Source organism: Deferribacter desulfuricans SSM1 (assembly GCF_000010985.1).
Taxonomy (GTDB): Bacteria; Chrysiogenota; Deferribacteres; order Deferribacterales; family Deferribacteraceae; genus Deferribacter; species Deferribacter desulfuricans.
Genome location: NC_013939.1, coordinates 1,857,133 through 1,880,251 on the forward strand (window position 1 = coordinate 1,857,133; position 23,119 = coordinate 1,880,251).

16 protein-coding genes are annotated in these 23,119 nt (G+C 29.4%); 3 read left to right on the forward strand and 13 right to left on the reverse strand.

From position 1 onward, the window contains the following. Positions 1-3: 3 nt before the first annotated feature. The 7 genes from DEFDS_RS09280 to DEFDS_RS09310 all read right to left on the reverse strand — a co-directional run bounded on the left by DEFDS_RS09280 (position 4) and on the right by DEFDS_RS09310 (position 6,298). Positions 4-696, reverse strand: a complete 693-nt coding sequence (locus tag DEFDS_RS09280; RefSeq protein WP_013008541.1) for a DUF554 domain-containing protein — start codon at positions 694-696, stop codon at positions 4-6. Then, positions 693-1,262, reverse strand: coding sequence for a phospholipase D-like domain-containing protein (locus DEFDS_RS09285; protein ID WP_013008542.1), 570 nt, complete (start codon positions 1,260-1,262; stop codon positions 693-695). Before DEFDS_RS09285 ends, DEFDS_RS09280 begins: the two co-directional genes overlap by 4 nt. Beyond that, complete coding sequence (gene yihA, locus DEFDS_RS09290) at positions 1,222-1,797, reverse strand: ribosome biogenesis GTP-binding protein YihA/YsxC (RefSeq protein WP_013008543.1); 576 nt, start codon at positions 1,795-1,797, stop codon at positions 1,222-1,224. Before yihA ends, DEFDS_RS09285 begins: the two co-directional genes overlap by 41 nt. Continuing rightward, a complete protein-coding gene (locus DEFDS_RS09295) occupies positions 1,794-2,642 on the reverse strand; it encodes a DHH family phosphoesterase (protein ID WP_013008544.1) in 849 nt (282 codons plus the stop codon). The genes yihA and DEFDS_RS09295 overlap by 4 nt, the downstream gene beginning before the upstream one ends. Before the next feature lie 5 nt (positions 2,643-2,647). Then, positions 2,648-3,067 (reverse strand): secondary thiamine-phosphate synthase enzyme YjbQ, encoded by a 420-nt coding sequence (locus DEFDS_RS09300; protein ID WP_013008545.1) that lies wholly within the window; start codon positions 3,065-3,067, stop codon positions 2,648-2,650. A gap of 118 nt (positions 3,068-3,185) precedes the next feature. After that, positions 3,186-5,213 (reverse strand): TRAP transporter permease, encoded by a 2,028-nt coding sequence (locus DEFDS_RS09305; RefSeq protein ID WP_013008546.1) that lies wholly within the window; start codon positions 5,211-5,213, stop codon positions 3,186-3,188. 89 nt (positions 5,214-5,302) lie between these two features. Further along, positions 5,303-6,298, reverse strand: a complete 996-nt coding sequence (locus DEFDS_RS09310; protein WP_013008547.1) for a TAXI family TRAP transporter solute-binding subunit — start codon at positions 6,296-6,298, stop codon at positions 5,303-5,305. Positions 6,299-6,489: 191 nt separating this feature from the next. Here DEFDS_RS09310 and uvrC point away from each other — a divergent pair, with 191 nt between their 5' ends. After that, entirely contained in the window at positions 6,490-8,298 is a 1,809-nt protein-coding gene (gene uvrC, locus DEFDS_RS09315) for an excinuclease ABC subunit UvrC (RefSeq protein ID WP_050742521.1), read from the forward strand. Here the strand turns inward: uvrC and DEFDS_RS09320 are convergent. From DEFDS_RS09320 to DEFDS_RS09340, 5 genes are all read right to left on the reverse strand, one after another. Next, the gene (locus DEFDS_RS09320; protein WP_013008549.1) at positions 8,269-9,387 is read right to left on the reverse strand and encodes a M20/M25/M40 family metallo-hydrolase; all 1,119 of its coding nucleotides are present in this window, start codon (positions 9,385-9,387) and stop codon (positions 8,269-8,271) included. The two genes, uvrC and DEFDS_RS09320, sit on opposite strands and share 30 nt — an antisense overlap. Beyond that, positions 9,380-10,939: a KamA family radical SAM protein gene (locus DEFDS_RS09325; RefSeq protein WP_013008550.1), complete on the reverse strand. Its 1,560-nt coding sequence runs from the start codon at positions 10,937-10,939 to the stop codon at positions 9,380-9,382. The genes DEFDS_RS09320 and DEFDS_RS09325 overlap by 8 nt, the downstream gene beginning before the upstream one ends. Positions 10,940-10,950: 11 nt before the next feature. Continuing rightward, the gene (locus tag DEFDS_RS09330; RefSeq protein ID WP_013008551.1) at positions 10,951-12,336 is read right to left on the reverse strand and encodes an ATP-grasp domain-containing protein; all 1,386 of its coding nucleotides are present in this window, start codon (positions 12,334-12,336) and stop codon (positions 10,951-10,953) included. A 9-nt stretch (positions 12,337-12,345) separates the two neighbouring features. Continuing rightward, complete coding sequence (locus DEFDS_RS09335) at positions 12,346-12,987, reverse strand: GntR family transcriptional regulator (RefSeq protein ID WP_013008552.1); 642 nt, start codon at positions 12,985-12,987, stop codon at positions 12,346-12,348. Positions 12,988-13,148: 161 nt separating this feature from the next. Continuing rightward, entirely contained in the window at positions 13,149-15,941 is a 2,793-nt protein-coding gene (locus DEFDS_RS09340; protein WP_013008553.1) for a bifunctional diguanylate cyclase/phosphodiesterase, read from the reverse strand. Positions 15,942-16,231: 290 nt separating this feature from the next. Here DEFDS_RS09340 and DEFDS_RS12720 point away from each other — a divergent pair, with 290 nt between their 5' ends. Beyond that, on the forward strand, positions 16,232-17,317 hold the full coding sequence (locus tag DEFDS_RS12720) for a GGDEF domain-containing protein (protein WP_013008554.1): 1,086 nt from the start codon (positions 16,232-16,234) through the stop codon (positions 17,315-17,317). Positions 17,318-17,370: 53 nt separating this feature from the next. Here the strand turns inward: DEFDS_RS12720 and DEFDS_RS09350 are convergent, their stop codons facing one another. Next, on the reverse strand, positions 17,371-19,530 hold the full coding sequence (locus DEFDS_RS09350) for a methyl-accepting chemotaxis protein (protein ID WP_013008555.1): 2,160 nt from the start codon (positions 19,528-19,530) through the stop codon (positions 17,371-17,373). A 146-nt stretch (positions 19,531-19,676) separates the two neighbouring features. On the opposite strand from DEFDS_RS09350, the gene DEFDS_RS09355 reads away from it, so the two are divergent. Further along, entirely contained in the window at positions 19,677-23,057 is a 3,381-nt protein-coding gene (locus DEFDS_RS09355; RefSeq protein WP_013008556.1) for an EAL domain-containing protein, read from the forward strand. Positions 23,058-23,119 lie beyond the last annotated feature (62 nt).

A 23,119-nucleotide genomic window follows, 5' to 3' on the forward strand; every position in this document is an offset into this window, starting at 1 on the left:
TTTTTACCCCCATAGTTTATAAAGCACGTCAATTATTGGAATAAAAAAAAGCGAAGGTAGCATATTTGCTGTTTTGATTTTAGTAATTCCTAACATATTAAGGCCAATTCCCAAAATTATAATACCCCCAACTACTGATATACCATTAATATAGATTTCATCGTTTAACAAAAAGGTTAATTTAAAAGCTATTAATGATAACGCTCCCTGATAAATAAAAATAACTATAATAGAAAAAAACACACCAATTCCAAAAGTAGAAGCCAATATAATTGATGTAACACCATCCAATAAACTTTTGACGTATAACACAGAAGGATCATTATTCAATCCATCTTTAATAGCACCAACAATGGTCATAGAACCCACACAAAAAAGCACAGAAGCAGACACAAACCCCAACACAAAACTACCAGAATCAGACTTCACTTTACTTTTTATATATTCAGCAAAATTCTCAATCATCTTTTCTATATCTATTATCTCACCAATTAAAGTCCCTAAGACTATAGCAAATAAAGCCATCAAAAAATCATGATCAGTAAAAGCCATTTTTATACCCAAGACAACAACAGCCAAACCAAGCCCTTTCATAATAGAATCTTTTATTTCGGATTTTATATTTTTACCAATCGTTACTCCAATAATACTCCCTACTGCTACGGTAAAAGTGTTAACGATAGTCCCGGTTATCATTGTATCCCCTTGATATATTTAATAGCTTCATTAGCAACATCTGCTGACTCAATTCTAACACTTGTTTCATTATTATATTTAAGTGCGCTATGTGTATAATTATGACTACCGATATAAACTATCCTCTTATCAATCACCATCAATTTTGAGTGTAATCTTCTTTTTGGTGAATCAAACCTAACCACAGCACCCCTTCTCTTTAATTCTTCAGCAGTATCCATATTAAATTCTGTAGTTATATCGTCTTTTTTCCCTTTATCAAAAACCACATATACCTTAACTCCTTTATCCAAAGCATCATATAGTGCCTCTTCAATTAAATTTGATAAATTAAATTTGTAATCGTCTGTTTTAAACATATAGATAGCTATGTAAATATTTTTTTTAGCATTCTCAATATCTTGAATCATAGGTTTTAACAATTTATCATCAGCTAAAAAAGTTACTTTGCCCTCAAATCGTTCAGGTTGTGCAACAATATTATTTACAAAAATAAAAGCTAAAACAATCAAACCAATTAAAAACTTATAAAGATGCTTTTTCTTTAATAATTCCCCATAACTCATCTTTACCTCGTCTGGTGACACTCGAAAAAAGAACATAATCACCAAGTCCATCACCAAATTCTTTTTTTATGATAGCCAACTGTTTTTGTATCTTATTATTTGACAATTTGTCGCATTTTGTAAAAGCGACAATGGTGGGTACATTATATGCCATAAACCATTCATACATTAATTTATCATCATTTGTAGGCCCAACCCTTATATCAATTATCAAAACTACAGCTTTTAATTGAGACCTTTTTGTCAAATAGGTTTCTATCATCACTTTCCAAAGCTCTCTATCTTTTTTAGAAACCTTAGCATATCCATAGCCGGGCAAATCCACAAATATCAATTCATCATTTATGTTAAAGAAATTAATAGTTCTTGTTTTCCCAGGTTTTTGGCTGACTTTTACAAGCTTCTTTCTATTTACAAGAGTATTTATCATAGAAGATTTGCCAACATTACTTCTGCCAACAAAAGCAATTTCCGGCAAATCGGTATCTGGATAATCTTTTTCATATACTGCAGATTTAATATACTCAGCTTTCATAAAACCCCAACCTCTTTTAAAAAATTCTCTAAACAAAAATCAAATCCCGTAGAAAAACCCGCAGCATTCTTATGACCACCGCCACCATTTGCCACAGCAATTTTTGCAACATCAACATCTTTTCTAGACCTAAGCGAAATTTTACCCTTTTGAATATTTATTATGAAAACGTAAGCATAACCTTTTTCATTTATCAAAAAATGGCCTAATTCAGAGTTATACTGTTCTGCAAAAACTACACCAAATTTTCTACCTTCTTTATCAAAAAATTCTCTCACTGTAGTTGAAACATTCTCAATATACTTTTGTTGCCTTTCATTCTCAATATTAAGTACAAAAATCTCCTTTTCATCTAAATCTACAGAAGGTTTTTTCAAAAACCTCTCAACAAAATTATCAAAACCGTATAAATAAAACAGTTTATTTAAATCAAGGCTCCTATTATCTTTTAAAAGCCATAAATCATAATCATTTACTAATCTAACAAGCTCATAATACTCTTTTAGATTTATATTCCCCAATTGTTCTAAATACTCTAAAGTTAAAAGGGTTCCACATTTTCCTATTTCATGATAAACATTGTCATATTTTTTAAAATTCTCACTTGTTTTGTGATGGTCGATTAAAATAATCTCTTTTTCATCCCTTATTTTTTCAAAAATATTTAAAGATGGAGATACATCTGTTATAAATATCTTTTCATATCGCTGATAAGTTTCTAAAAGAAAGTTATCAATCTCATCATAATTCATCGAAAAATACTCAATCCTTTCACCATACACCTTTTTCATCAAAATAGCACAACCTGCACCATCCAAATCATTATGCGTAATATGCAAAAACATTTAAACTACTCCCCTATTATTTTAATCAAAACCCTTTTTCTCCTCTGACCATCAAATTCTCCATAAAATATCTGCTCCCATGGGCCAAAATCAAGTTTTCCATTTGTTATTGCTACTACAACTTCCCTACCCATAACTTGCCTTTTCAAATGTGCATCACCATTATCTTCGCCAGTTAAATTATGTTTATATCTTGATATTGGCTCATGTGGAGCCAACTCTTCAAGCCATCTTTTATAATCCTCGTGTAACCCTCTCTCATCATCATTTATAAATACACTAGCAGTAATATGCATAGCATTTACAAGACAAAGCCCCTCTTTCACACCACTTTCATCAACAGCTTTTTGTACTTCATCTGTAATATTAATAAATTCCACTCTATTTTTTGTATTAAACCAAAGTTCTTTCCTATAGCTCTTCATACCTTCCTCCAAACCAGCAAAATTATCTCAACAATTTAATACAATTTTTTAAGAAAACAAGGTCAAGTTATAGAAACTAAAGAAATTATAAGAAAGGGGGAAGCCCCCCTTAAATAGATTAAACGAGTTTTTCTCTTAACTTTTGCTCTATCAATACTAAAAAGAAAAGAGCTAAACCGGGTATATACATATAATATTTATATTCTGGACCAAGTGGTAAGTAATGCAATAATATTTCAGGATTAAATAGTATGAGCGCTGCTACTAACAAAAATGGAATTTCAAACCATTTATTTTTTGTAATGAGCCATCCTTGAATCACACTTGTAAAAGCGAATGCTGCAAAAACAGCCATAACAAATATCAAAATTCCCAACGGCCAGCTATACACCTGATGAAGTATTAAATCAGGATTAAATACAAACATAAATGGTATAATCGCTGTTCTCATATCGTATAAGAAACCCTGCAAACCTGTTGGAATCGGCTCTGAGTCAGCCAGAGCAGCCGCAGCATATGATGCGAGTCCCACAGGCGGGGTATCATCAGCCAATATACCAAAATAGAAGCAGAATAAGTGAGCTGCCATAAGAGGGACAAAGAACCCATAACTTGCCCCAACCTCAACAATAATTGGTGCTGTCAATGACGCCATAACAATATATGTAGCAGTAGTAGGAAGCCCCATACCAAGAAGCAAACTTGCAATAGCTGTAATAACAAGTAACAAGAATATATTACCCTGAGCAAGATTCTCAACTATCTCAGTAATCATACTACCGATTCCTGTATTTACAAGCCCAACAATTATTCCTGCTGAAGCAGTCGCAAGTGCAACAGATATCATATTTCTTGAGCCACCAACAAAACCTGATTTAATAATTGATATTGCACTTTTCAACCAATGGTCATTTTCTCCTCTTTTAAATTTTACAAACTCTTGAATAAAGATAATGACAGCTAATACAATAATTGCTCTAAATGCAGCAAGTTCTGGTGAATGTCTCAAAACAACAAGCTCATAAACCAACATACCAATAGGAATAAGATAGTGTAAACCATTTCTAAGTGTTTTCTTAAAATCTGGAAGCTGCTCTTTTGGCAAACCTTTTAGCCCTAACTTACTTGCTTCAAGATGGGTAACAAAAAAAAGGGCAAAATAAGAAACAAATGCAGGAATTGCAGCAGCCTTAACTACCTCGATATAAGGTACATTCACATACTCTGCAATAATAAATGCAGCTGCACCCATAATCGGTGGCATGAGCTGCCCATCAGTACTTGCTGCTACCTCAGTAGCTGCCGCTTTCTTAGCTGGATAACCAACACTTTTCATAAGAGGAATAGTAAACGTACCAGTAGTCACAATATTTGCAATACTTGAGCCTGATACAAGTCCTGTTAAAGCACTTGAAACAATGGCAGCTTTAGCGGGTCCACCTTTATATTTACCAAGTAATGATACAGCTAAATCAATGAAAAATTTACCTGCACCAGCTCTATCGAGCATCGATCCTAAGAGTACAAAAAGATACACTATTGAAGCTGAAACACCTAAAGGTATACCATATATCCCTTCAGTAGATAGCGAAAGCTGATTAACATATTTGGTTAAAGTAACACCTTTATAGGCCAAAACATCAGGCATATATGGGCCGAAAAATGCATAAAGTGAAAAGACTATGGCAATGAATGACAAAGCAGGACCAATGGATCTCCTTGTAGCCTCAAGTAAAACCACAATTAATAACAAACCAAAAATAACATCTCTAGGTAAAGGACTACCTGCTCGCATTGCAATACCGTTGTAATCGATCACAATATATAAAGCTGAAACAACTCCTAAGATTGCAAAGATATAGTCTATCAAAGGTATTTTATCTGTTACACTCAAAAAGCGTAAAACGCGCTTTGGTTTTTTAAAGAAAGGGATTGATAAAAATACTAAGGCCATAGCAAAAGCAAGATGAATAGCTCTCACATATGTACTGTTTAAAATTAGGAAACTCGCTAATGCCAACTGGAAGAATGCCCAACCAACTGCAATTGTATCAAAGATTAATCTTTCATGAGGCCTAAACTCTCTTAATTCCCCTGTTTCCTCTTTGAGTATCTCTTCTGCTTTTTTTATATTTTCTGAGTTCATATTACCCCCATATATGACTGATAAACATAAAAAATAGGAGAGGGGGGTACCCTCTCCTATTTACTGATAATTTATTTGTTTATCACAAATTATTGAATAAGATCTTTTCTTATGTACTTGATTAAGCCAGATTCTTTATAGTACTTCAAAGCACCTCTGTGAATAGGAGCTGTTAAACCTTGAAGCATATTCTCTTTTGTAAGTACAGTGTAAGCTGGGTGTAATTTTTTAAATTTATCAAAATTTTCAAAAACTTCTTTTGTTATTGCATAAACAATTTTTGGATCTACTTTTCTTGAAGTAATAAATGTAGCTTTTACACCAACACTTGGAACATCTTCTTTGTTAACTGCATTTGGATAAAATTTCACAGGGATTACTGATTTTGCATAGTAAGGATATTTTGTTACAAGCTTCTCAGCACCCTCTCCTGCTATAGGAACAAGTTTAACTTTAATTCTACCTGAAGTAGCCTCTTTAATATTACCATTTGGATGGCCAACAGTGTAGAAGAAAGCATCTATTCTTTCGTCTTGCAATAATCCAGGTGCTTCAACTGCTTTAGCGTATTCTGCTTGGATATCATTTTCAGATAAACCATAAGCAGTTAAAACGTCTTTTGAGTTTTGAAGCTGACCAGAACCTGGGTTACCAATATTTACTCTTTTACCTTTTAAATCAGCAGGTGAATTAATACCAGCATCTGCTCTAGCAATTAAAGTGATGGATTCTGGATGGATAGAGAATACAGATCTCAAATCTTTTTGAGGACCTTTATCTTTCCACTCAGCAAGACCATGCCATGCCTGATACTGTCTGTCAGACTGCGCAATACCGAACTCTAAATCACCGCTTAAAACTGCGTTGATATTGTAAACTGAACCACCAGTTGATTCAACTGTTACCTTAAGACCATAAACTTTAGACTTCTTGTTAACTATTCTACCAATTGCACCACCTGTAGGGTAGTAAACCCCAGTTACCCCACCTGTACCAATAGTAACGAATTTCATCCTACTAAACGCATCAGGTGAAACGGACACAACAAATAACAGAATAGCAATTAGTGATAAAAACTTCTTCATATTTTACCTCCTTGGAATTTTGTTTCAATATACATAATTATGTTTGATTGTCAAGATTATGTTCACAATAAGTAAAATGAACTTCGTTCAGTATTTCAAACAATTTTTATTTATTAAGGTTATTAAATCTATTTTTCAAACAAAATAAGTTAATCTTTACTTTTTAAAATATTTTGTTAGATTTTTTTAATATGAAAAAATTTGACTTTAATACAATACCAGAAAAACCAGGCGTATACATTTTTTTGGATAAAAACTCTACCCCTTTATACATAGGAAAAGCCAAAAATCTAAGGAATCGAGTTAAATCGTATTTTACAAACAATCTTAATTTAAAAACTGAAATAATGGTGCAAAAAGCATTTGATATTAAATATATTATCACTAAAAACGAAGTCGAAGCATTACTTTTAGAAGCAAATCTGATAAAAAAAGAGAAACCAAAATATAATATTTTACTTAAAGATTCTAAGTCTTATCCTTATTTAGAAATTACTGCGCATGAATATCCAAAAATTAAAATAAGTAGGAAAATCTCCTCAGATTCAACATATTTAGGTCCATTTGTAAATGTGAGTGATTTAAGAGAAATATTGAGAGAACTTTTAAAGCTTTTCCCAATAAGAACTTGCTCTGAACAGACCTTTAAAAAAGGGAAATCCTGTATTAACTATCAAATTAAAAGGTGTACTGCACCTTGTGAAGGTTTAATAAGCAAAGAAGAATATATGTCGCTAGTAGATAATATCATAAGTGTATTTAAAGGAAAAACTAAAAATCTATTAGAATATTTTGAAGAGAAAATGATTCTACACTCTAAAAAGTTGGAATTTGAAAAAGCTGCTGAATACAGAGATAAAATAAATGGTCTAAAAAAATTAAGTTTAAATCAGCATATAGTTTATAAAACAGACGCAAATATTGATATTCTTTATTTTAAAACAATTTATGAGCAATACTCAGGTCTCTTAATCATTTTTATCAGGAACGGTAAAATAATAGGAGTAGATAGGGAGATTTTTAATTCGCAGATTTATCAAGATGATATCCCGGGTTTCATAATACAGTTTTATACAAAAAATAAGATTTTGCCTGAAAAAATATCTATTATAATAAACAATAACTATTTTACTGACAGACTGTTAGAAGACACATTAAAAGAGTTTAAAAAAAATATTAAATTAACAAAATCTATCAAAAAAGATATTTTAGATTTTGCTGATAAAAATCTTCAAATATTTTTTGAAACAGAACTTTCAAAAAAAATTAAAAGTAAAGACTTATTTGAACATCTTGCTAAAAAATGCCATTTACCAAACGATATTAATACTATTGAGTGTATAGACATTTCTCATCTTTACGGGAAAAATACAGTTGGTGTTTCTATTTTTTTTGAAAACGGTTCTTTCAATAAAAATAGATACAGAAGATATAAAATAAAATCTGCCAACAATGATGATTTCTTAGCAATTCATGAGATTTTTAGGCGAAAAGCCTTAAATATTATGAAAAATAAAGAGGAACAAGCTGATTTATATATTATAGATGGAGGAAAAGGGCAGTTACAAAGTGCCATTAGAGCATTTAAAGAACAAAATATACAGGCAAATTTCATCTCAATTGCTAAAGGAAGAAGCAAAGATGAGCCTAACAACAATCTTTCCAAAGAGGAAGTTTATATCCCAGGCAGAAAAAATCCGATTAATTTTAAAAAGGATGACCCAGTGTTGCTTTTGATTCAAAAATTAAGAGATGAAGCACATAGATTTGCTATAGAATACCAAAGAAAACTTGCCTTAAAAGACCTAACATCATCCCCACTTTTACAAATTAAAGGGGTTGGAGAAAAAACTATAAAAAAAGTTTTAAAAGAATTTCCAGATATTTATACAAATAGCAACATAACAAGCGAAGAGCTCTCTAAAAAATGTAAGATTTCAAAAAAGGTTGCAGAAGATATTGTCAATTTTTTACGAACTTTTCAAGGCAACAGCAGTTAAAAATATCCTTTCACTAACAGAGTCTTTTATAATAAATTCCTTATCGCTATGATCATTCCCACCTAAAGGACCAAATCCATCCAGTACAGGGACACCACATGCTGATATAAAATTTGCATCGGATACACCATTTCTAAATTCATTTTTCAAATTTATTCCATAGTTTGAAAACTGCTCTTTTAACTTATTAAAAAATTTCATATTATCATTCTCATCCATACATGGTCTTTCACTTGTCTTAATCATTTCAAATTTAACACCTTTAATATAGCTTTTATTAGCTATATCCAAAATCTTTTTGGCCAAATAATCTCCATCCTCTTTGCAACTATACCTGATATCAATCATAATCTCTGCATAATCTGGCACAGTATTCGCACCTATACCCCCAGCAACTTTACCCACATTGCAAGAAATCCTCTTTTTGATGTCATTTAGGTTTTCAAAATCAATTATTCTATGAGCAATATCCAAGATTGCTGATTTTTTACCTTTTATGATAAAAGCAGCATGCCCTGCTTCCCCTTTTGAAAAGGCTTTTAAACCAATTTTACCTTTTCTACCTGTAACAACTTCCCCATTTTCTCCTGCACCCTCAAAAACAATAGCGCAATTTGCACCTTTTGCATATTTTTCAATCAAAGTTTTAGATTTTAAAGAACCAATCTCTTCATCAGAATTTATCAAAAACTTTATATTTAAATTATTTAATTCACCAATAAAATGTAGAAATTTCAGCGCATATAAAGCTACAACTAAACCACCCTTCATATCGTATGTGCCAGGCCCTTTTACAACGTCACCTTCAAACAAAATTTTTTGAAATTTAGAGTCTTCAGGAAAAACTGTATCCATATGCCCCATGAGTAAAATATAATCTTTCCCACTAGAGCTATTTTCCAGCAATAAACAGTTATTTTCTAAAAATTTATACGATAGAAAATTAGCTTTTTTGCTAAAAATATTTAAACACTTTTTAATCCCTTTTTCGTTAAAACTATAACTGTTTGTCTCTACTAAGTCTGTGAGGAGTCTGAATATTTCAGACTCCTCATTTTTATAAAAATTTATAAACTGCTGTTTAATCATAGTATTTCCTAAAAGCGAACTGTTTGTCATTTTTATATGTTTCAGGATCTGCATCTGGATATTTTACAATCTCACCACTCCATGGCTTTCTCAAAATAATATTTCCATCCTCAGCAAACTCTACAACATTTGTTCTATGCAATGGTATTTTACCACCTGCTGTAGCAATATACCTTGGGATGGCATCTCCTGAGATATTTCCATACATCCCTTCTATAATATCCTGCCCAACCTGCACAGGCACTCTCATATGGGCAAATTGTGGATTTCTATAACTGCAGTTAAACACGTAATATGGTCTTACATAAGCTTCCTGTATTGTTTCGCAAAGCTTCCACATTTTTACCTTTGAGTCATTTATCCCTCTTAATAGAACTGCTTGATTTAAAACTGCTGAAACTCTCTTGGAAATCTGTTTAAATACCTCTTTGGATATAGGTGTTATTTCCTGAGCTGTATTTATCTGAGTAACAACGCGCAATGGTTTTTTATCGTTACTTTCTTCTAAAATATCTAAAAGCTCTTGATCAACCCTCTGTGGTGTTGTAACTGGTATCCTTGTCCCCAATCTTTTCATCTTTACATGATCAATTTTATCCAGCTCTTCCAATATCCATCTAATCAAAGAGTTAGGCAATACAAATGCATCACCACCAGTTACAAGTACATCTCTGATGTTTTTATTATTTTTAATATATTCTAAAGCTTCCAAATATGCTTTTTTGTTATAAATTCTGTCTTTTTTGCCAATATGAGCAATTCTTAAGCAGTGAGTGCAATACATCGCACACATATTTGTAGATTTGATCGTAACTACTCTTGGGTAAAACTGATCTATCAATCTTGCTGGAGAATGGTCAGCAGCTACAGGTGGAATCTCTACACCCACATTATCTACCATCTCTCCGGTAGGTACTGATTGGAGCAATACCGGGTCATTGATATTTCCAGGCATTATCAAACTTGCATAATATGGTGTAAGTCTCATTCTATAATGCTTTGTAACTCTCAATACATCAGTTATAGCCTTTTCAGGTAAATCAATTATTTTAGAAAGCGTTTCCACATCCTCTATGGCAAATTTTAACTGACCTGTGTAGCTGTTCCAATCTTTATCTGTCATACCAAGTGTTTCCATAATCCTTTTCTTATTTTCAACAATTTTATCCCATAATTCTATTCCACTTGGCGCTTCAATATCTTTTTTAGCAAGATATTCTTCAACCCTCTTATTTGCTTCCTCAACAATTGGAATAGCTTTTAAAACTCTACCGCCTACTGTCACACCATGCTCATCTATATTTTTATGTTTATCAGCAAGCTCTAATAACTCTTCCCTATTAAAGCCAAAAGACTCTGCGCTAATCCCATCTTTTTCATTTAACAAAAGAAGCTTTCTAAAAAGCTCTACTATTGGTGCTGTGAGTTCTTCACTTTTCGCTTTTTGATATAACTCATTAATCTCATCTCTTAAAAAGTTATAAACCTCTTTTTTTTCACCACTAAATATTTTGTCAAACAACTCTTTTGTTAAAGCATCTCCATAATCCATTACTCTACCTCCTAAAGTATAAAAATTGTATTTTCTACTAGTTTTTTACCAAACTCTATACCCTCAAGCATCTCTTCTCTTGTCGTTGCCACTGAAACAATTCTGGCCAAAAAAGTACCTGTAGTAATAATAAAATCGTTACCAATATGCTCCATCACCACATAGTCTTTTTTTAACTTCCCTTTTGCCACTTTTCTAAAAATTTCCCTTTCATCTTTAAATTGAGGGATATAACCATCAGTTACCGTATTTGTTGGGACTTTAAAATTATAAGTACCCCAATGAATCTCGTTGCAATCACGTTTTTCAATAACATTTTCAGGGAATTTCTCATATAATACTGCATGTAATTCCAATTCTGGTAGGTTTGGGCTACCTTCAGGCAAACAGTTTTCAAGTGTACAACAAAACTCCAATGTTGTTCCCTGTTTTCTTGCATTTATTTCCACAAAAAATACATTTTCATCATCGTCTACAATGTAATCACAACCAAAAATACCTCTGTAACCATATTTTCCTAAAATTCTACCTATTTTTTTTGTATAATCATAAAGTTGATCTTGAACCTTTTCTGGTAATATGGATGGGTAAGTTGAACCTGTAAACTTTGTACCATCAACTATTCTTTGATCTGCCACTCCAGCAATGTATACATCATTTTCATTTCCCACTACCCCTAAAACAGTGGGGTCGTATTTATGAGGGATATATCTCGAAATAAGATAATTGGTATCAAACCCTTTAAATTTTTCATAAAGTTCCCTTTTTGTGTAAGAAATTATACTGTTTGCACCACCTGCACTATATTCTAAAGTCACAAAGATACCATCAACCCATTTATCCCTTAGACTTTCCGTTTCATCTACCAGTTGAGTAAAGCTGTTGCAAATTTTATGCTCTACAACTGGGATTTCATTTTTCAAAAGAGTATATTGAAATATTTTATTATTAAACTTTTCAACCAAAAATGGATCTGGTCCTATTAGTTTTACTTTTTCGTGCTCTATTAAAGTCAAATAAGGAGAGCTTTCAAACATATACACATAAAGCTCTTCCTGATTTTCTAATATCTTATGTATCATATTGTGCACATACTCATTGTGGGAAACAGCAGTATAAAACTCCCTTGAAGTAATTCTTGAGCTTATCTTTCTCTTGTTAGTGGATTTCTTTTGATAAGCTTCAACTATTGGATTTATTACAATTATATTTTCATAATCGTACTGCTCAAAAACATCTGGAACAATGGCAAAAAACTCCACTTCCCTTTCAGGTTTTAATTTAGAGAGAGCTTCTGCAAAGAAAGTATTTATACCATAAGATTTTAGCTCACCCACATAAACAAAATAATACTTATCTGGATTGTAGTCAAAATTAGTAAATAATATATGCTCCATATCAACCTCTCATTGAGCTCTAAGAGCTATTTTTTGTCCTGTTTCCAGATAATGCTCTCTAATGACTTCTTCCACTAACTTTTTATTATCACTCTTTATCGAATTGATAATTTTAATATGCCTTTTTTTAATTTCGTTTGGTGTATAAATGACTCCCCAATTTTGGGAAAATAAAACATGCGATCTAAAGCTTAATCTTTTAGTCTCATAAACTAACAACTCATTTTCACATTTAGTAAATAGAAGCTCATGAAATTTATCACCAATATCAATCAATACAGAGTTATCATCAGCTTTAGCTGCCCGGTACATCTGTTTTACATAATCATCTAAAATATCCAAGTCTTCATCGCTGATTTTAAACATAGCATCAGCAACAGCATAACCTTCTAAAACTCCTCTTGTTGTATAAATATTTATTATCTCTTTTGGAGTAAGTTTTCTAAGAAATGTTCCTTTATGAGGCTTATACTCTAAAATCCTTTCAGCTATAAGTTCTCTAAAAGCTTCCCTTACTGGTGCTCTACTGATATTTAACATAGCAGCAATACTGCTTTCTCTTATCTGGTCACCTGGGTTGAACTCTCTTTTTAGTATCATTTCAAAAATAAACTTTTTAACTTTATCTTTGTATGTTTCCCTGTCAAACATACAACCACCTTTCGCCGACAGTCGATTGTCGACAATATCTATGGTATTTAAAAAAAAATGTCAACAATTTTTTAATTTAAATTTATATCTTTTTGTGATTTCTCTCTCATTTGACTAAAGACAATATCAAGCTATACGCAAAAATAGAAAACTTACATTATTTATCCACAAATGAGAGGAACTATTTTGTCTAATGGCAAAGGCTTGGAAAAATAATACCCTTGCACATAATCACAACCTAATGATTTTAGTATCTCAAACTGCTCTTTTGTTTCAACACCTTCTGCAATCGTTTTTAAGCCTAAATTTTGAGCAAGTTGAATAATTGTTTTTACTATTGCTTTTGTTCTAAAGCAGCTTTCCAGCTTTTGAGTGAAAGACATATCAATTTTAATAATATCTGCAGGTATTCTTTCCATATAACTTAAAGAAGAATAACCTGTGCCAAAATCATCAATTTCTATTTTAAAACCACTTTCTTTTACTTTGTTTAAAATATTTATTATCTTTTCATTATCCTCAGCAAAAACTCGCTCTGTAATTTCAATATTTATATTATTTCTCATATGTTCTGGTATAATTTTAACGTATTTTTCTATTAAGCCTTTTTTAAACGAATTTACACTCACATTTATCGAAATTTCATAATTTTTATCAGAAAAATTCATCTTATTTAAATAATCAATAATCATTTGAAATAAATGAGTTTCAAATTCCTCCAATAGGTGTGAGTTTTCAACAAGGTCAATAAACACATTAGGATAAATAACCCCTTTTTCTGGATGATTAATCCTAATCAACGCTTCAAAACCTATTATATCCAAATCTTTAACATTATATATGGGCTGCAAATGAAAAACAAACCATCTATTTTTTATTGCATCTAAAACAAGCTGTAAGGTATTATAATGTTGAGAAATTCTTTTATTTATTTCTTCATTGTAAATTCTAAAAGTGTTAGCCCCTTCCTTTTTTGCGAGCTTTGCAGAAAGCTCTGCCTTACTTAAAGCATCTTCTACGTCTAAATCACTTAGAATTTTTACTCCAACATTTATATCAATCTTAATCTTTAAATCGTCCCTTATTTTCATAGGATTTGCATTTATCTCAAACAATTTATCTAAAATATGAGTTAATTCTTCTTCTTTATTAATCATCAGAAAAATTGCAAATTCGTCACTGCTCACCCTTGCCACTATGTCTGTGTTATAAAATGTGCTTTTTAAAGTCTCACCATATTTTTTCAATAACTCATCACAGGTTTTAAACCCATAAACCTCATTTAAATAAGAAAAGGAATGAATATCAATTAAACAAATGACTTTTACACCCTTTAACATGCCGAATTTTTCTATTGCTTTTTTAGTCTCCAAAATAAAACCTTTTCTGTTATATAAATTCGTTAGCGTATCAAAATACTTAAATCTTTTAATCTCTTCTTCTAAAGTAACTTCTTTTGTAATATCCTTTGCAATTGATACAAACTTTGTTACTTTGCCATCTATTTTTATAGGAACAATTGTATGATCTAACTGAAAAAACTCACCATTTTTCTTCTTGTTAATTACGACCCCGTTAAACACTTCTCCATTTAATATTGTGTCCCATAATCTTTTATAAAATTCACTATCATACAAACCAGATTTAAAAATTGATGGGGTTTTGCCAATTATTTCATCTTTACTATAACCAGAAATAATTTCAAAAGCTTTGTTTATATATTCAATCTTCCCATTTATATCTGTAATCATAACCCAGTCATGGGAGTTTTCTATTGCTTTATAGAGATACTCTTTAAATTCTAATTCGTCCAGTTTAACTAAAAAATCTGAAATATCTTCTTGTAAACTTTTTAGTGCTTCAACCACTTTTTCATTAAAATAATAAGGTTCACCTGCGTACATATTTACCACATATTTATATTCATCTTCGTATTTAATAGGGATAGCGCAAGAAGAAAAAAATCGCCTTTTTACCATCTCATCTCGCCATAAAAGAACAGCAGGATTTTCTTTTGTGTTTGGGTTTACTGAGATGTTCCCTCGTTTTATAGAACTGATAGTTGGCCCTTTCGAAATCTCTGGATCATTTAGTTTTAGTTTTAATACTTTTATATAACCTTCATTATATCCACTATAAAAAATAGGATAAACGCCATCTTTTTTTACTTCTCCAATCCAGGCAAATCTGATATCAGGCAAAGATACTAAAAAATCACAAATCCCTTTAAATAAATCTTTTTTAAATTTTATCTTGCTAAAAATTTTATTCAAACCCAACTGAATCCTGTTCACATCGTTTAGATATTTTTCTTCGGTAACATCTAAAAATATCATACACCCAGCTTTATCCCCTAAAAAATCAATTGTTGAATCGTATAGATTTAAATATTTATAAAAGCCGCTTTTAGCTAAAAAAGGGATGTGAGAAAAATGCTGCTCAATATTTTTCCCTTTTTGTCTTAAAATACTCAAATACTTAATAGATTCCTTAGCGTAGTCATGAAAAAAAGTTGATAATCTTTTTTCTTTCACTTCTTTAAAAGAGTAACCTGTAATATATTCAAACCCTTTATCAACAAACTTGATTTTATCATCTTGATATATAATTAATCCAATGTATTTGTTATTAATTAAGCCATTAACAATACCTACCAATTCACTCTCAGCAACTATTAAAAACTCCACAGTCTCTATTTCAGATTCATCTCTTTTTAATAAACTTGAATACAATATTAAATTTGTTTCAGATGGTAGTTGATATATGAAATATGTTAAATCACCAGATAACATTTTTTTATAATTATTTATTATTTCTTTGTTATTGTTAATTAAATCAATATCAGGTTTTTCATCAAAATTACAAAAAATATGCTTTATCTTGATAAAAAATTTTTCATCATCTTTAAAAGAAATTCTTTTCAGTAAATTGCAAAACATTAACTTTTTAAACATAAATAACTATAGAATAAAAGGATAAAATTTGTCAATTTATAGTTGAAACGTATAATGTAATTTATTATAAATAGATCCCCATTATGTAACTGATTTTGAAAGATACACAAAAATAAATCATGCCAATCAGAAACTGGAGCCTTTTCCAGCTAAATTTTAAAGGAAAGCTCGACAAAAATTAAATTAAAACTTATATTAATGCAATTAAAAGTATCTTTGATAATATAAAATTTACACTTCTTTAAGAAATATATAATATTGGGATAAGGTATCATGTGAGTTAAACAAAAATGGTTGAAAAATTTGAGTATTTGGATGTAACAAATTTAGTTAATGAAAAAATTCTAAAATTAACATCTGTAATAGGTGTACTGCTGTTTTATTCATTTGGGATATTAGATGTTTTATTATATCCACAATTTAAATATCTTTTTTTGAAATTTAGGTTTTTATTTATAGGTATCCCAATTTCAATTTGTTTTATTATATTGCTTTTGAAAAATAATATAAAAGTTAAAATAATCGCTTTTTCAATAATTGCTATTCTGGTAAGTATTAATATTTGTGCCGTAATTTTTATTTCTAAGGATATTAATCAGTTTTACTATACTGGTTTAGTATTTTTAATTCTTTATGTTACAAACATATCAAATTTGCCGTTTAAGTATAATATCTTTACAGTTATTATTATTAATTTGGTATTTATTGTATTTTCAATTGTATTTCCATTTACAAATAAATATGTTTTAATAAATGATGTCATTGGCTTATTTTTTGTTTCTTTTGCAGGTTTATTTTCTAATTATATTATAGATTACTATAGACTTAGAGATTTAGAACTTAAAATAAAGAATGAAATAGAAATTGCTGATTTATATCATAAAAGTACGCATGATAAATTAACAAATTTAAAAAATAAATATATCTTTAAACAACTTTTTGAACAATCGTGGGAAAATGCTAAGAGGGATAGAAAACCTATTTCTATTTTAATGATAGATATCGATGATTTCAAAAAATATAATGATAATTATGGTCATATTGCTGGTGATAATGTTTTGAAAAAAATTGCACTTATATTACAAGAAAATGTTAAGCGAAATAATGATGTTGTTGCAAGATTTGGAGGTGAAGAATTTATTATTATGTTATATGATACAGATGAATATGGTGCAAAGATGATAGCGAATAATATTCTTAAAAATATAAATAAAACAAACATAAAACATGATTATGCTACATTTGGAAGAGTAACTGTAAGTATAGGTTGTTCAACCATCATACCAAAAGATAATTTAAACCCTAATGACTTAATTATAATTGCAGATGAAGCCTTATATAAAGCAAAGAAAGAAGGCAAGAATAAGGTGATTTAAAAAATGTAATATTCACAATACCATATCAATTTAGTTATCTTTTGGTTATTTTCTTATACTTTAAATTTATTAAGAAGCTGATTTAATTGTTTTATATTGGATATCATTTCCTCTGTTAAACTAATTAAGTTATCTAAAAGTTCTGTGTCAGATTCAATACTTGTTTTGACTGATTGGACAGAATCATTGGCGGAATTAATAGCGTAGGTTTGTTCTTCTATTGACTGGGAAATGATTTCACTAGCATCATTAACAGCTAACATAAGGTTATAAATTTTATCAAAAACCTCATTTACATTTGAAATTTCTTTTGTACCCTGGTTTACACTATCAATTGAAACATTCATTTGATTATTAGCATTTAAAGTATCTTTTCTCAATTTACCAATTATTTCTTCAACATCTTCAATAGATTTTTGTGTTTTTTCTGCAAGTTTTCTTACTTCATCTGCAACAACTGCAAAACCTCTACCATGATCACCTGCTCTTGCTGCTTCAATTGCAGCATTGAGCGCTAAAAGATTTGTTTGATCAGCTATTTCTTTAATTACATTTAAAATTTCACCTATTTCATCAGATGATTTATTGAGGTTGCCAAACATACTAGATAATTCTTTAACGTTATTGTCAATTTGATTCATATGGTTAACAGCATTGCCTACAAATAATTTACCATTTTCAGTTTCTTTAAGAAGATTCTTTATATTTTCTGTGTTTTGTTCAATTCTACTTTTTACTTCATTAGAAGTTACACTCATTTCCTCCATTGCGCTTGCTGTAGATGTTATAGCATCTTTCTGAGATTGGAATGAAGTTGAAAAATTTTCACTATATTTTTCTAATGTGTGGCTTAATTCATCCAGGTTCTTTGTCCCAGTTTTAACATCAACTATTAATTTCCTTAAGTTATTTACAAATTTATTAAATGAATGTGCAACTTCTGCAACAACATCCTTACCATTTATTTCTAAATTCTTAGTTAAATCACCTTCACCTTTTGATAATTCATTTAAACTATCTCCTAAAATTCTTAATCTTTTTACAAGACTATTTGTTATAATAAATCCTATTACCATTGTTAGTATTAAGATAAGTAATGCAGTAATTACAATCTTTACTATTGCATTGTTGACTTCTTTTCTCTTTTCATTTTCTTTTTTAACAATTAGTTTCATAATGTCATCAATATATTCACCTGTCCCAATTATCCAATTCCATTGCTCAAATCTCTTAACGTATGATAGTTTAGGTTGTGGTTTTTTATTACCTGGTTTTGGCCATTTATACCTAACAAATCCATCTCCTGATTTTTGAGTCACTTTAACCATTGCAACAAACAAATTTTCATTTCCATCGGCAACATTATATTTAGGGTTATCGAGAATTTTCCCATTTAATTGTTTTGCGATAGGATGCATTATCATTTTTGGATATGGTAAATCTGTAGAGTTAACCCAAAAATAACCAGAGCCATTGTTATAGCGCATTTTCGCTATATAATTCAAAACCTGTTTCTTTACTTGTTCTTCAACATCATCAACATAAATACCAGTACCAATTATCCATCCCCAGGGTTTAAAAAGTTTCACATAAGAAAGCTTAGGTTGTGGTTTATCTTTTCCTGGCTTTGGCCAAAGATAATCTACGAAACCTTCCCCTTTTTCTCTGCAAATTTCTGCCATAGCAGTAAATAAGTTTTTATTTTTACCTAAAGCAACATTATATTTGGGATTATCGAGAATTTTTCCGTTTAGTTGTTTTGCGATTGGATGCATAATCATTTTTGGATATGGCAAATCATCGCTATTTACCCAGAAATAACCAACACCTTTGTCGTATCTCAATTTTGAAAGAGCTATTAAAGCATTTGATTTCGCAGTTGATTCTGATATTTCACCATTCTTATATTTTTTATATTCATTTTCAACTATATTATAAGCTAAATCAATCACATTTTTTAATCTTTTACCGTAATTCTTTTTAATATAATCGATATTTTTAGTATCTTTATAACTTTGATTAACTACTTCATAAACAATATTTACATAATTCTTAAGTTTATTTTTTACTTTTTCTATCTGTTCTTTTTCATAATTTTTAATAAACTTTTTATAAGAATTTAGATTTGAAGTAATCATAATAGTAGATATAACAACAGTATTTAGGAACACCAAAATAAAAATTAGTAACAATATTTTTGTTCTAAATTTCATTATTAACCTCTTAACTTATACTATAACAATGTAAGTTTTTATCACTATAGTACTCACGGTTCAAGTTGTTTTTGCTTTAGATGGAATTTTATTCTGATGTATGAAAATAATTAACATTTAAAAAATATTATGTTATAAATACGTTTATGTTATTTAACTTGATAAGAGAAAAAATAGAAGATTTGTTAGAAAGTAAGAATATAGGAATCCTTTTATTAGATAAAGAATTCAATATTAAACTTTATAATAACGAGATAAAAGAGTTATTTAATGTCCAAAATTCAATTAAGGGCAATAAAATAACAGATTATTTATCTGTTAAAGAGGAAGCAATACTCTTAAACAATAAAAAATTCATAGATAAAATTTATTTAAGAGTAAGTACTAAAAATCAAAAACGCATTTTATCAGGATATTTCTTACATTCACCAAATAATGAAGAATATTTAATCTTCCTATTCCGTAAATTTAAAATCACAAATGAACATCTATTAGAAGCTACAAAAGAAATAAATAAGATCTTATTAAGAACTAATTCTGAAAAGGAGTTATTTGATGAGCTGATTGATATTTTAGCCTATAAATTAAATTGTCAGGTTATAACTATAACAACAAAACAAGGCAAATATTTAAAACCAATATTACATTTTAATAAAAACATCAAAGATGATACAGCAAAAGGTGTAAAAGTTTCTATAGATGAAAGAATTCCTGAAGGTCGGGGTACAGCGTCTGTTGCCTATAGAACAAATGAGATTATAGTTAATGAATTTACTTTTAATAATGAGAATATGTATATTTGGTTGATTGAACAGTTAAAGAGAGGAGTTATATCCAGTTGTGCAATTCCGATAAAATTTCAGGATAGTGTAAGATATATTTTATTAATATATTCTCATATACCTTATTTTTTTGATAAAAGAGTTTTAAATATTTTATATGATTTAAAAAGTAATATCGAGTTTACTCTTTCACAAATTGCAAAAAATCAGTTTTTAAACTTTTTATCAATTGCTGCAAATAAAGCCTATGAATGGTATCTTGTAACTGACTCTGAAGGGAAAATCATTTATGTTAATAATGCTGTTGAATTAATTTCAGGCTATTCAAGAGAAGAATTAATTGGTAAAAAGCCTAATATATTTAAATCAGGAGAGGTACCGCATCATGTTTATAAAAATTTATGGTTAGATGTAAAGTCAAGTAAAGAGTTTGAGTATACTTTTATTAATAAAAGAAAAGATGGCAAGCTATTTTATTTAAAAAGTGTAATTGTTCCCATATTAGAAAATAATAAAGTTATCCGTATAGTTAATATTGCAAGAGATATAACTGAAGAAGTTTATCAAAAGAAAAAATATGAAAGACTTAATGATGCGTATAATTTATTGTCATATGTCAATAGATTGATAGTCAGAGCGTCTGACATAAACGAATTATTTGATAACTTATTAAATGTTTCTACAACTTTGGGCAAAGATAGCTATGGGTTAATATTAAAATTTTATGGCGATTATTTAAGGCCAACTTATTACTCAAAAAATATTGATGATACGGCAAAGAAATACTTAGAAAAAATTTTGTCAGGAAGAAAACCTGAAAACTATTGCAGTATGATTAGAAGTATAAAGAAAAAACAGATCGCCTTTGAAAATGATGTCAAATCTAACGATGAACTGGTTGTTTTTAAACCAATATATGAAAAATATGATATAAACTCTTGTTGTTTTTTACCGATTATTGAAAAAGATGAAGTTGTTGGCAGTATTGTTATACTTGCTCAAGAAAAAGATTTTTTTCAGGATGAAATATTATTGCTGTTTTATGAAGTTGTTAAAGATTTATCATTTGCAATCAACAGAATAGAAACTGAAAAATGGTTTAAAACGATTAATTTTGCATTAAATAATTCTTTTGATTTTGTTGTGATTATGGATGAAGACTTTCATATTTTATACATAAATGATTCCACTGCAAAAATATTCGGATGGGATAAAGAGGATATAATTGGTAAACATCACTCAATATTTTCTTCAAAAACTCATACGAAAGAGTTTGCAAAAAACTTTTATAAGACTTTACAATCAGGTAATGTTTTTTCTGACTTTATCGTTTATAAAACTGCAGATGGTAAATTAATTGAGTCTTATACAGTTATCACTCCTTATTTTGTAAAAGGTGAAATAAAATATTATATAGCAATAGGTAAGGATGTTAGTGAACAGTTGAAACTAAAAAAAGAGATTGAAAAGCTAACTAAATATTCTCCAATTACAGGGTTGCCTCTAAAAGATTATTTTATTGAAATTGTAAATAACTATTTAAGTGAAGTAAAAAAAGAAAACAAAACAGCTTTGGTGTTGCTGGAACCTGTAAATATTTACGCGGCAAGTCATATATTGACTAAAGAGGAAGTTGAAAAACTTCTTAATGTTATAAAATCAAGATTAGAATCTTCAGTTAAATCAACAGATATATTAGGGATGTTTCAGGAAAATATCTTTGGTCTTTTAATGAAAAATATAAGATTAAAGGAAGATATTTTCTCAATAATGGATAGAGTCTTCAAGGAGTTAGAAGAAGAATATGTGATAGATAATAAAACAGTTAAGCTGGAATTTTATAGTGGTATAACTTTTTATCCAGATAATGGTAACAATGCAGAAAGGCTATTAAAAAACTCTTTTATAGCTTTAAAAGAAGGGCAACAGCTAAACAAAAAAATTAACTTTTTTGATAAGTTTCAGGAAGAAAAACTTGTTCATTCATTTAATATTTTCAAAAAATTACATGAAGCATTCAAAAATAATGAATTTGTACCTTTTTTTCAACCATATGTTGATTCTAAAACGTTATCGATAGAAGGTGCAGAATTACTATTAAGATGGCAAAAAGATGGTGAGATAATACCACCTGGAAAGTTTATCCATGTTCTTGAACATTCTCATCTTATCGGAGATGTAGAAATTAAGATGGTTGAACACGTTTTAGAAGTATTAAATAATAGATTGAGCAAAAAACTAAAGATAGTACCCATCTCTATAAATATTTCTCCATTAAGTTTCAGTAGTGATGTTTTCCTTGAAAAATTTAATACTTTATTATCTTCAAATAAAAATTTAGCTAAGTATATAATAATTGAAATAGTTGAACGCTTATTTATTAATGACTTTGAAAAAATGAATAACTTGTTAACTAGTTTAAAAGAATTAGGAATACAATTTTCTTTAGATGATTTTGGTACAGGGTATTCATCATTAAATTATATTTCAAATTTACCAATAGATAAAATCAAAATAGATATAACATTTACAAGAAATATCGAATTCGATAAAAAAGTGTTGTCATTGGTCAAGACTATAAAATCATTTGCTGATGAATTAGGTTTGAAAACTATTGCAGAGGGAGTTGAAAACGAAAATCAATTAAACATTTTAAAAAGATTAAAAATAAATCAGTTACAAGGATATTTATTTTATAAGCCTATGGATGAAATCAGTTTTTGGAATTTATTTGATTCATATTAACAATTAGTTGCATAACTATAATATTTTAACATTAAATACAATTATTATGCTATCTAAAATTT

What these genes read in the sequence shown, in the direction of transcription:
- DEFDS_RS09330 (WP_013008551.1), bottom strand. Translation starts at nt 12,336, where the DNA reads ATGGAGCATATATTATTTACTAATTTTGACTACAATCCAGATAAGTAT.
- DEFDS_RS09280 (WP_013008541.1), bottom strand. Translation starts at nt 696, where the DNA reads ATGATAACCGGGACTATCGTTAACACTTTTACCGTAGCAGTAGGGAGT.
- DEFDS_RS09325 (WP_013008550.1), bottom strand. Translation starts at nt 10,939, where the DNA reads ATGGATTATGGAGATGCTTTAACAAAAGAGTTGTTTGACAAAATATTT.
- uvrC (WP_050742521.1), top strand. Translation starts at nt 6,490, where the DNA reads ATGAAAAAATTTGACTTTAATACAATACCAGAAAAACCAGGCGTATAC.
- DEFDS_RS09310 (WP_013008547.1), bottom strand. Translation starts at nt 6,298, where the DNA reads ATGAAGAAGTTTTTATCACTAATTGCTATTCTGTTATTTGTTGTGTCC.
- DEFDS_RS09355 (WP_013008556.1), top strand. Translation starts at nt 19,677, where the DNA reads ATGTTATTTAACTTGATAAGAGAAAAAATAGAAGATTTGTTAGAAAGT.
- DEFDS_RS12720 (WP_013008554.1), top strand. Translation starts at nt 16,232, where the DNA reads ATGGTTGAAAAATTTGAGTATTTGGATGTAACAAATTTAGTTAATGAA.
- DEFDS_RS09300 (WP_013008545.1), bottom strand. Translation starts at nt 3,067, where the DNA reads ATGAAGAGCTATAGGAAAGAACTTTGGTTTAATACAAAAAATAGAGTG.
- DEFDS_RS09350 (WP_013008555.1), bottom strand. Translation starts at nt 19,530, where the DNA reads ATGAAATTTAGAACAAAAATATTGTTACTAATTTTTATTTTGGTGTTC.
- DEFDS_RS09340 (WP_013008553.1), bottom strand. Translation starts at nt 15,941, where the DNA reads ATGTTTAAAAAGTTAATGTTTTGCAATTTACTGAAAAGAATTTCTTTT.
- DEFDS_RS09285 (WP_013008542.1), bottom strand. Translation starts at nt 1,262, where the DNA reads ATGAGTTATGGGGAATTATTAAAGAAAAAGCATCTTTATAAGTTTTTA.
- DEFDS_RS09305 (WP_013008546.1), bottom strand. Translation starts at nt 5,213, where the DNA reads ATGAACTCAGAAAATATAAAAAAAGCAGAAGAGATACTCAAAGAGGAA.
- DEFDS_RS09295 (WP_013008544.1), bottom strand. Translation starts at nt 2,642, where the DNA reads ATGTTTTTGCATATTACGCATAATGATTTGGATGGTGCAGGTTGTGCT.
- DEFDS_RS09320 (WP_013008549.1), bottom strand. Translation starts at nt 9,387, where the DNA reads ATGATTAAACAGCAGTTTATAAATTTTTATAAAAATGAGGAGTCTGAA.
- DEFDS_RS09335 (WP_013008552.1), bottom strand. Translation starts at nt 12,987, where the DNA reads ATGTTTGACAGGGAAACATACAAAGATAAAGTTAAAAAGTTTATTTTT.
- yihA (WP_013008543.1), bottom strand. Translation starts at nt 1,797, where the DNA reads ATGAAAGCTGAGTATATTAAATCTGCAGTATATGAAAAAGATTATCCA.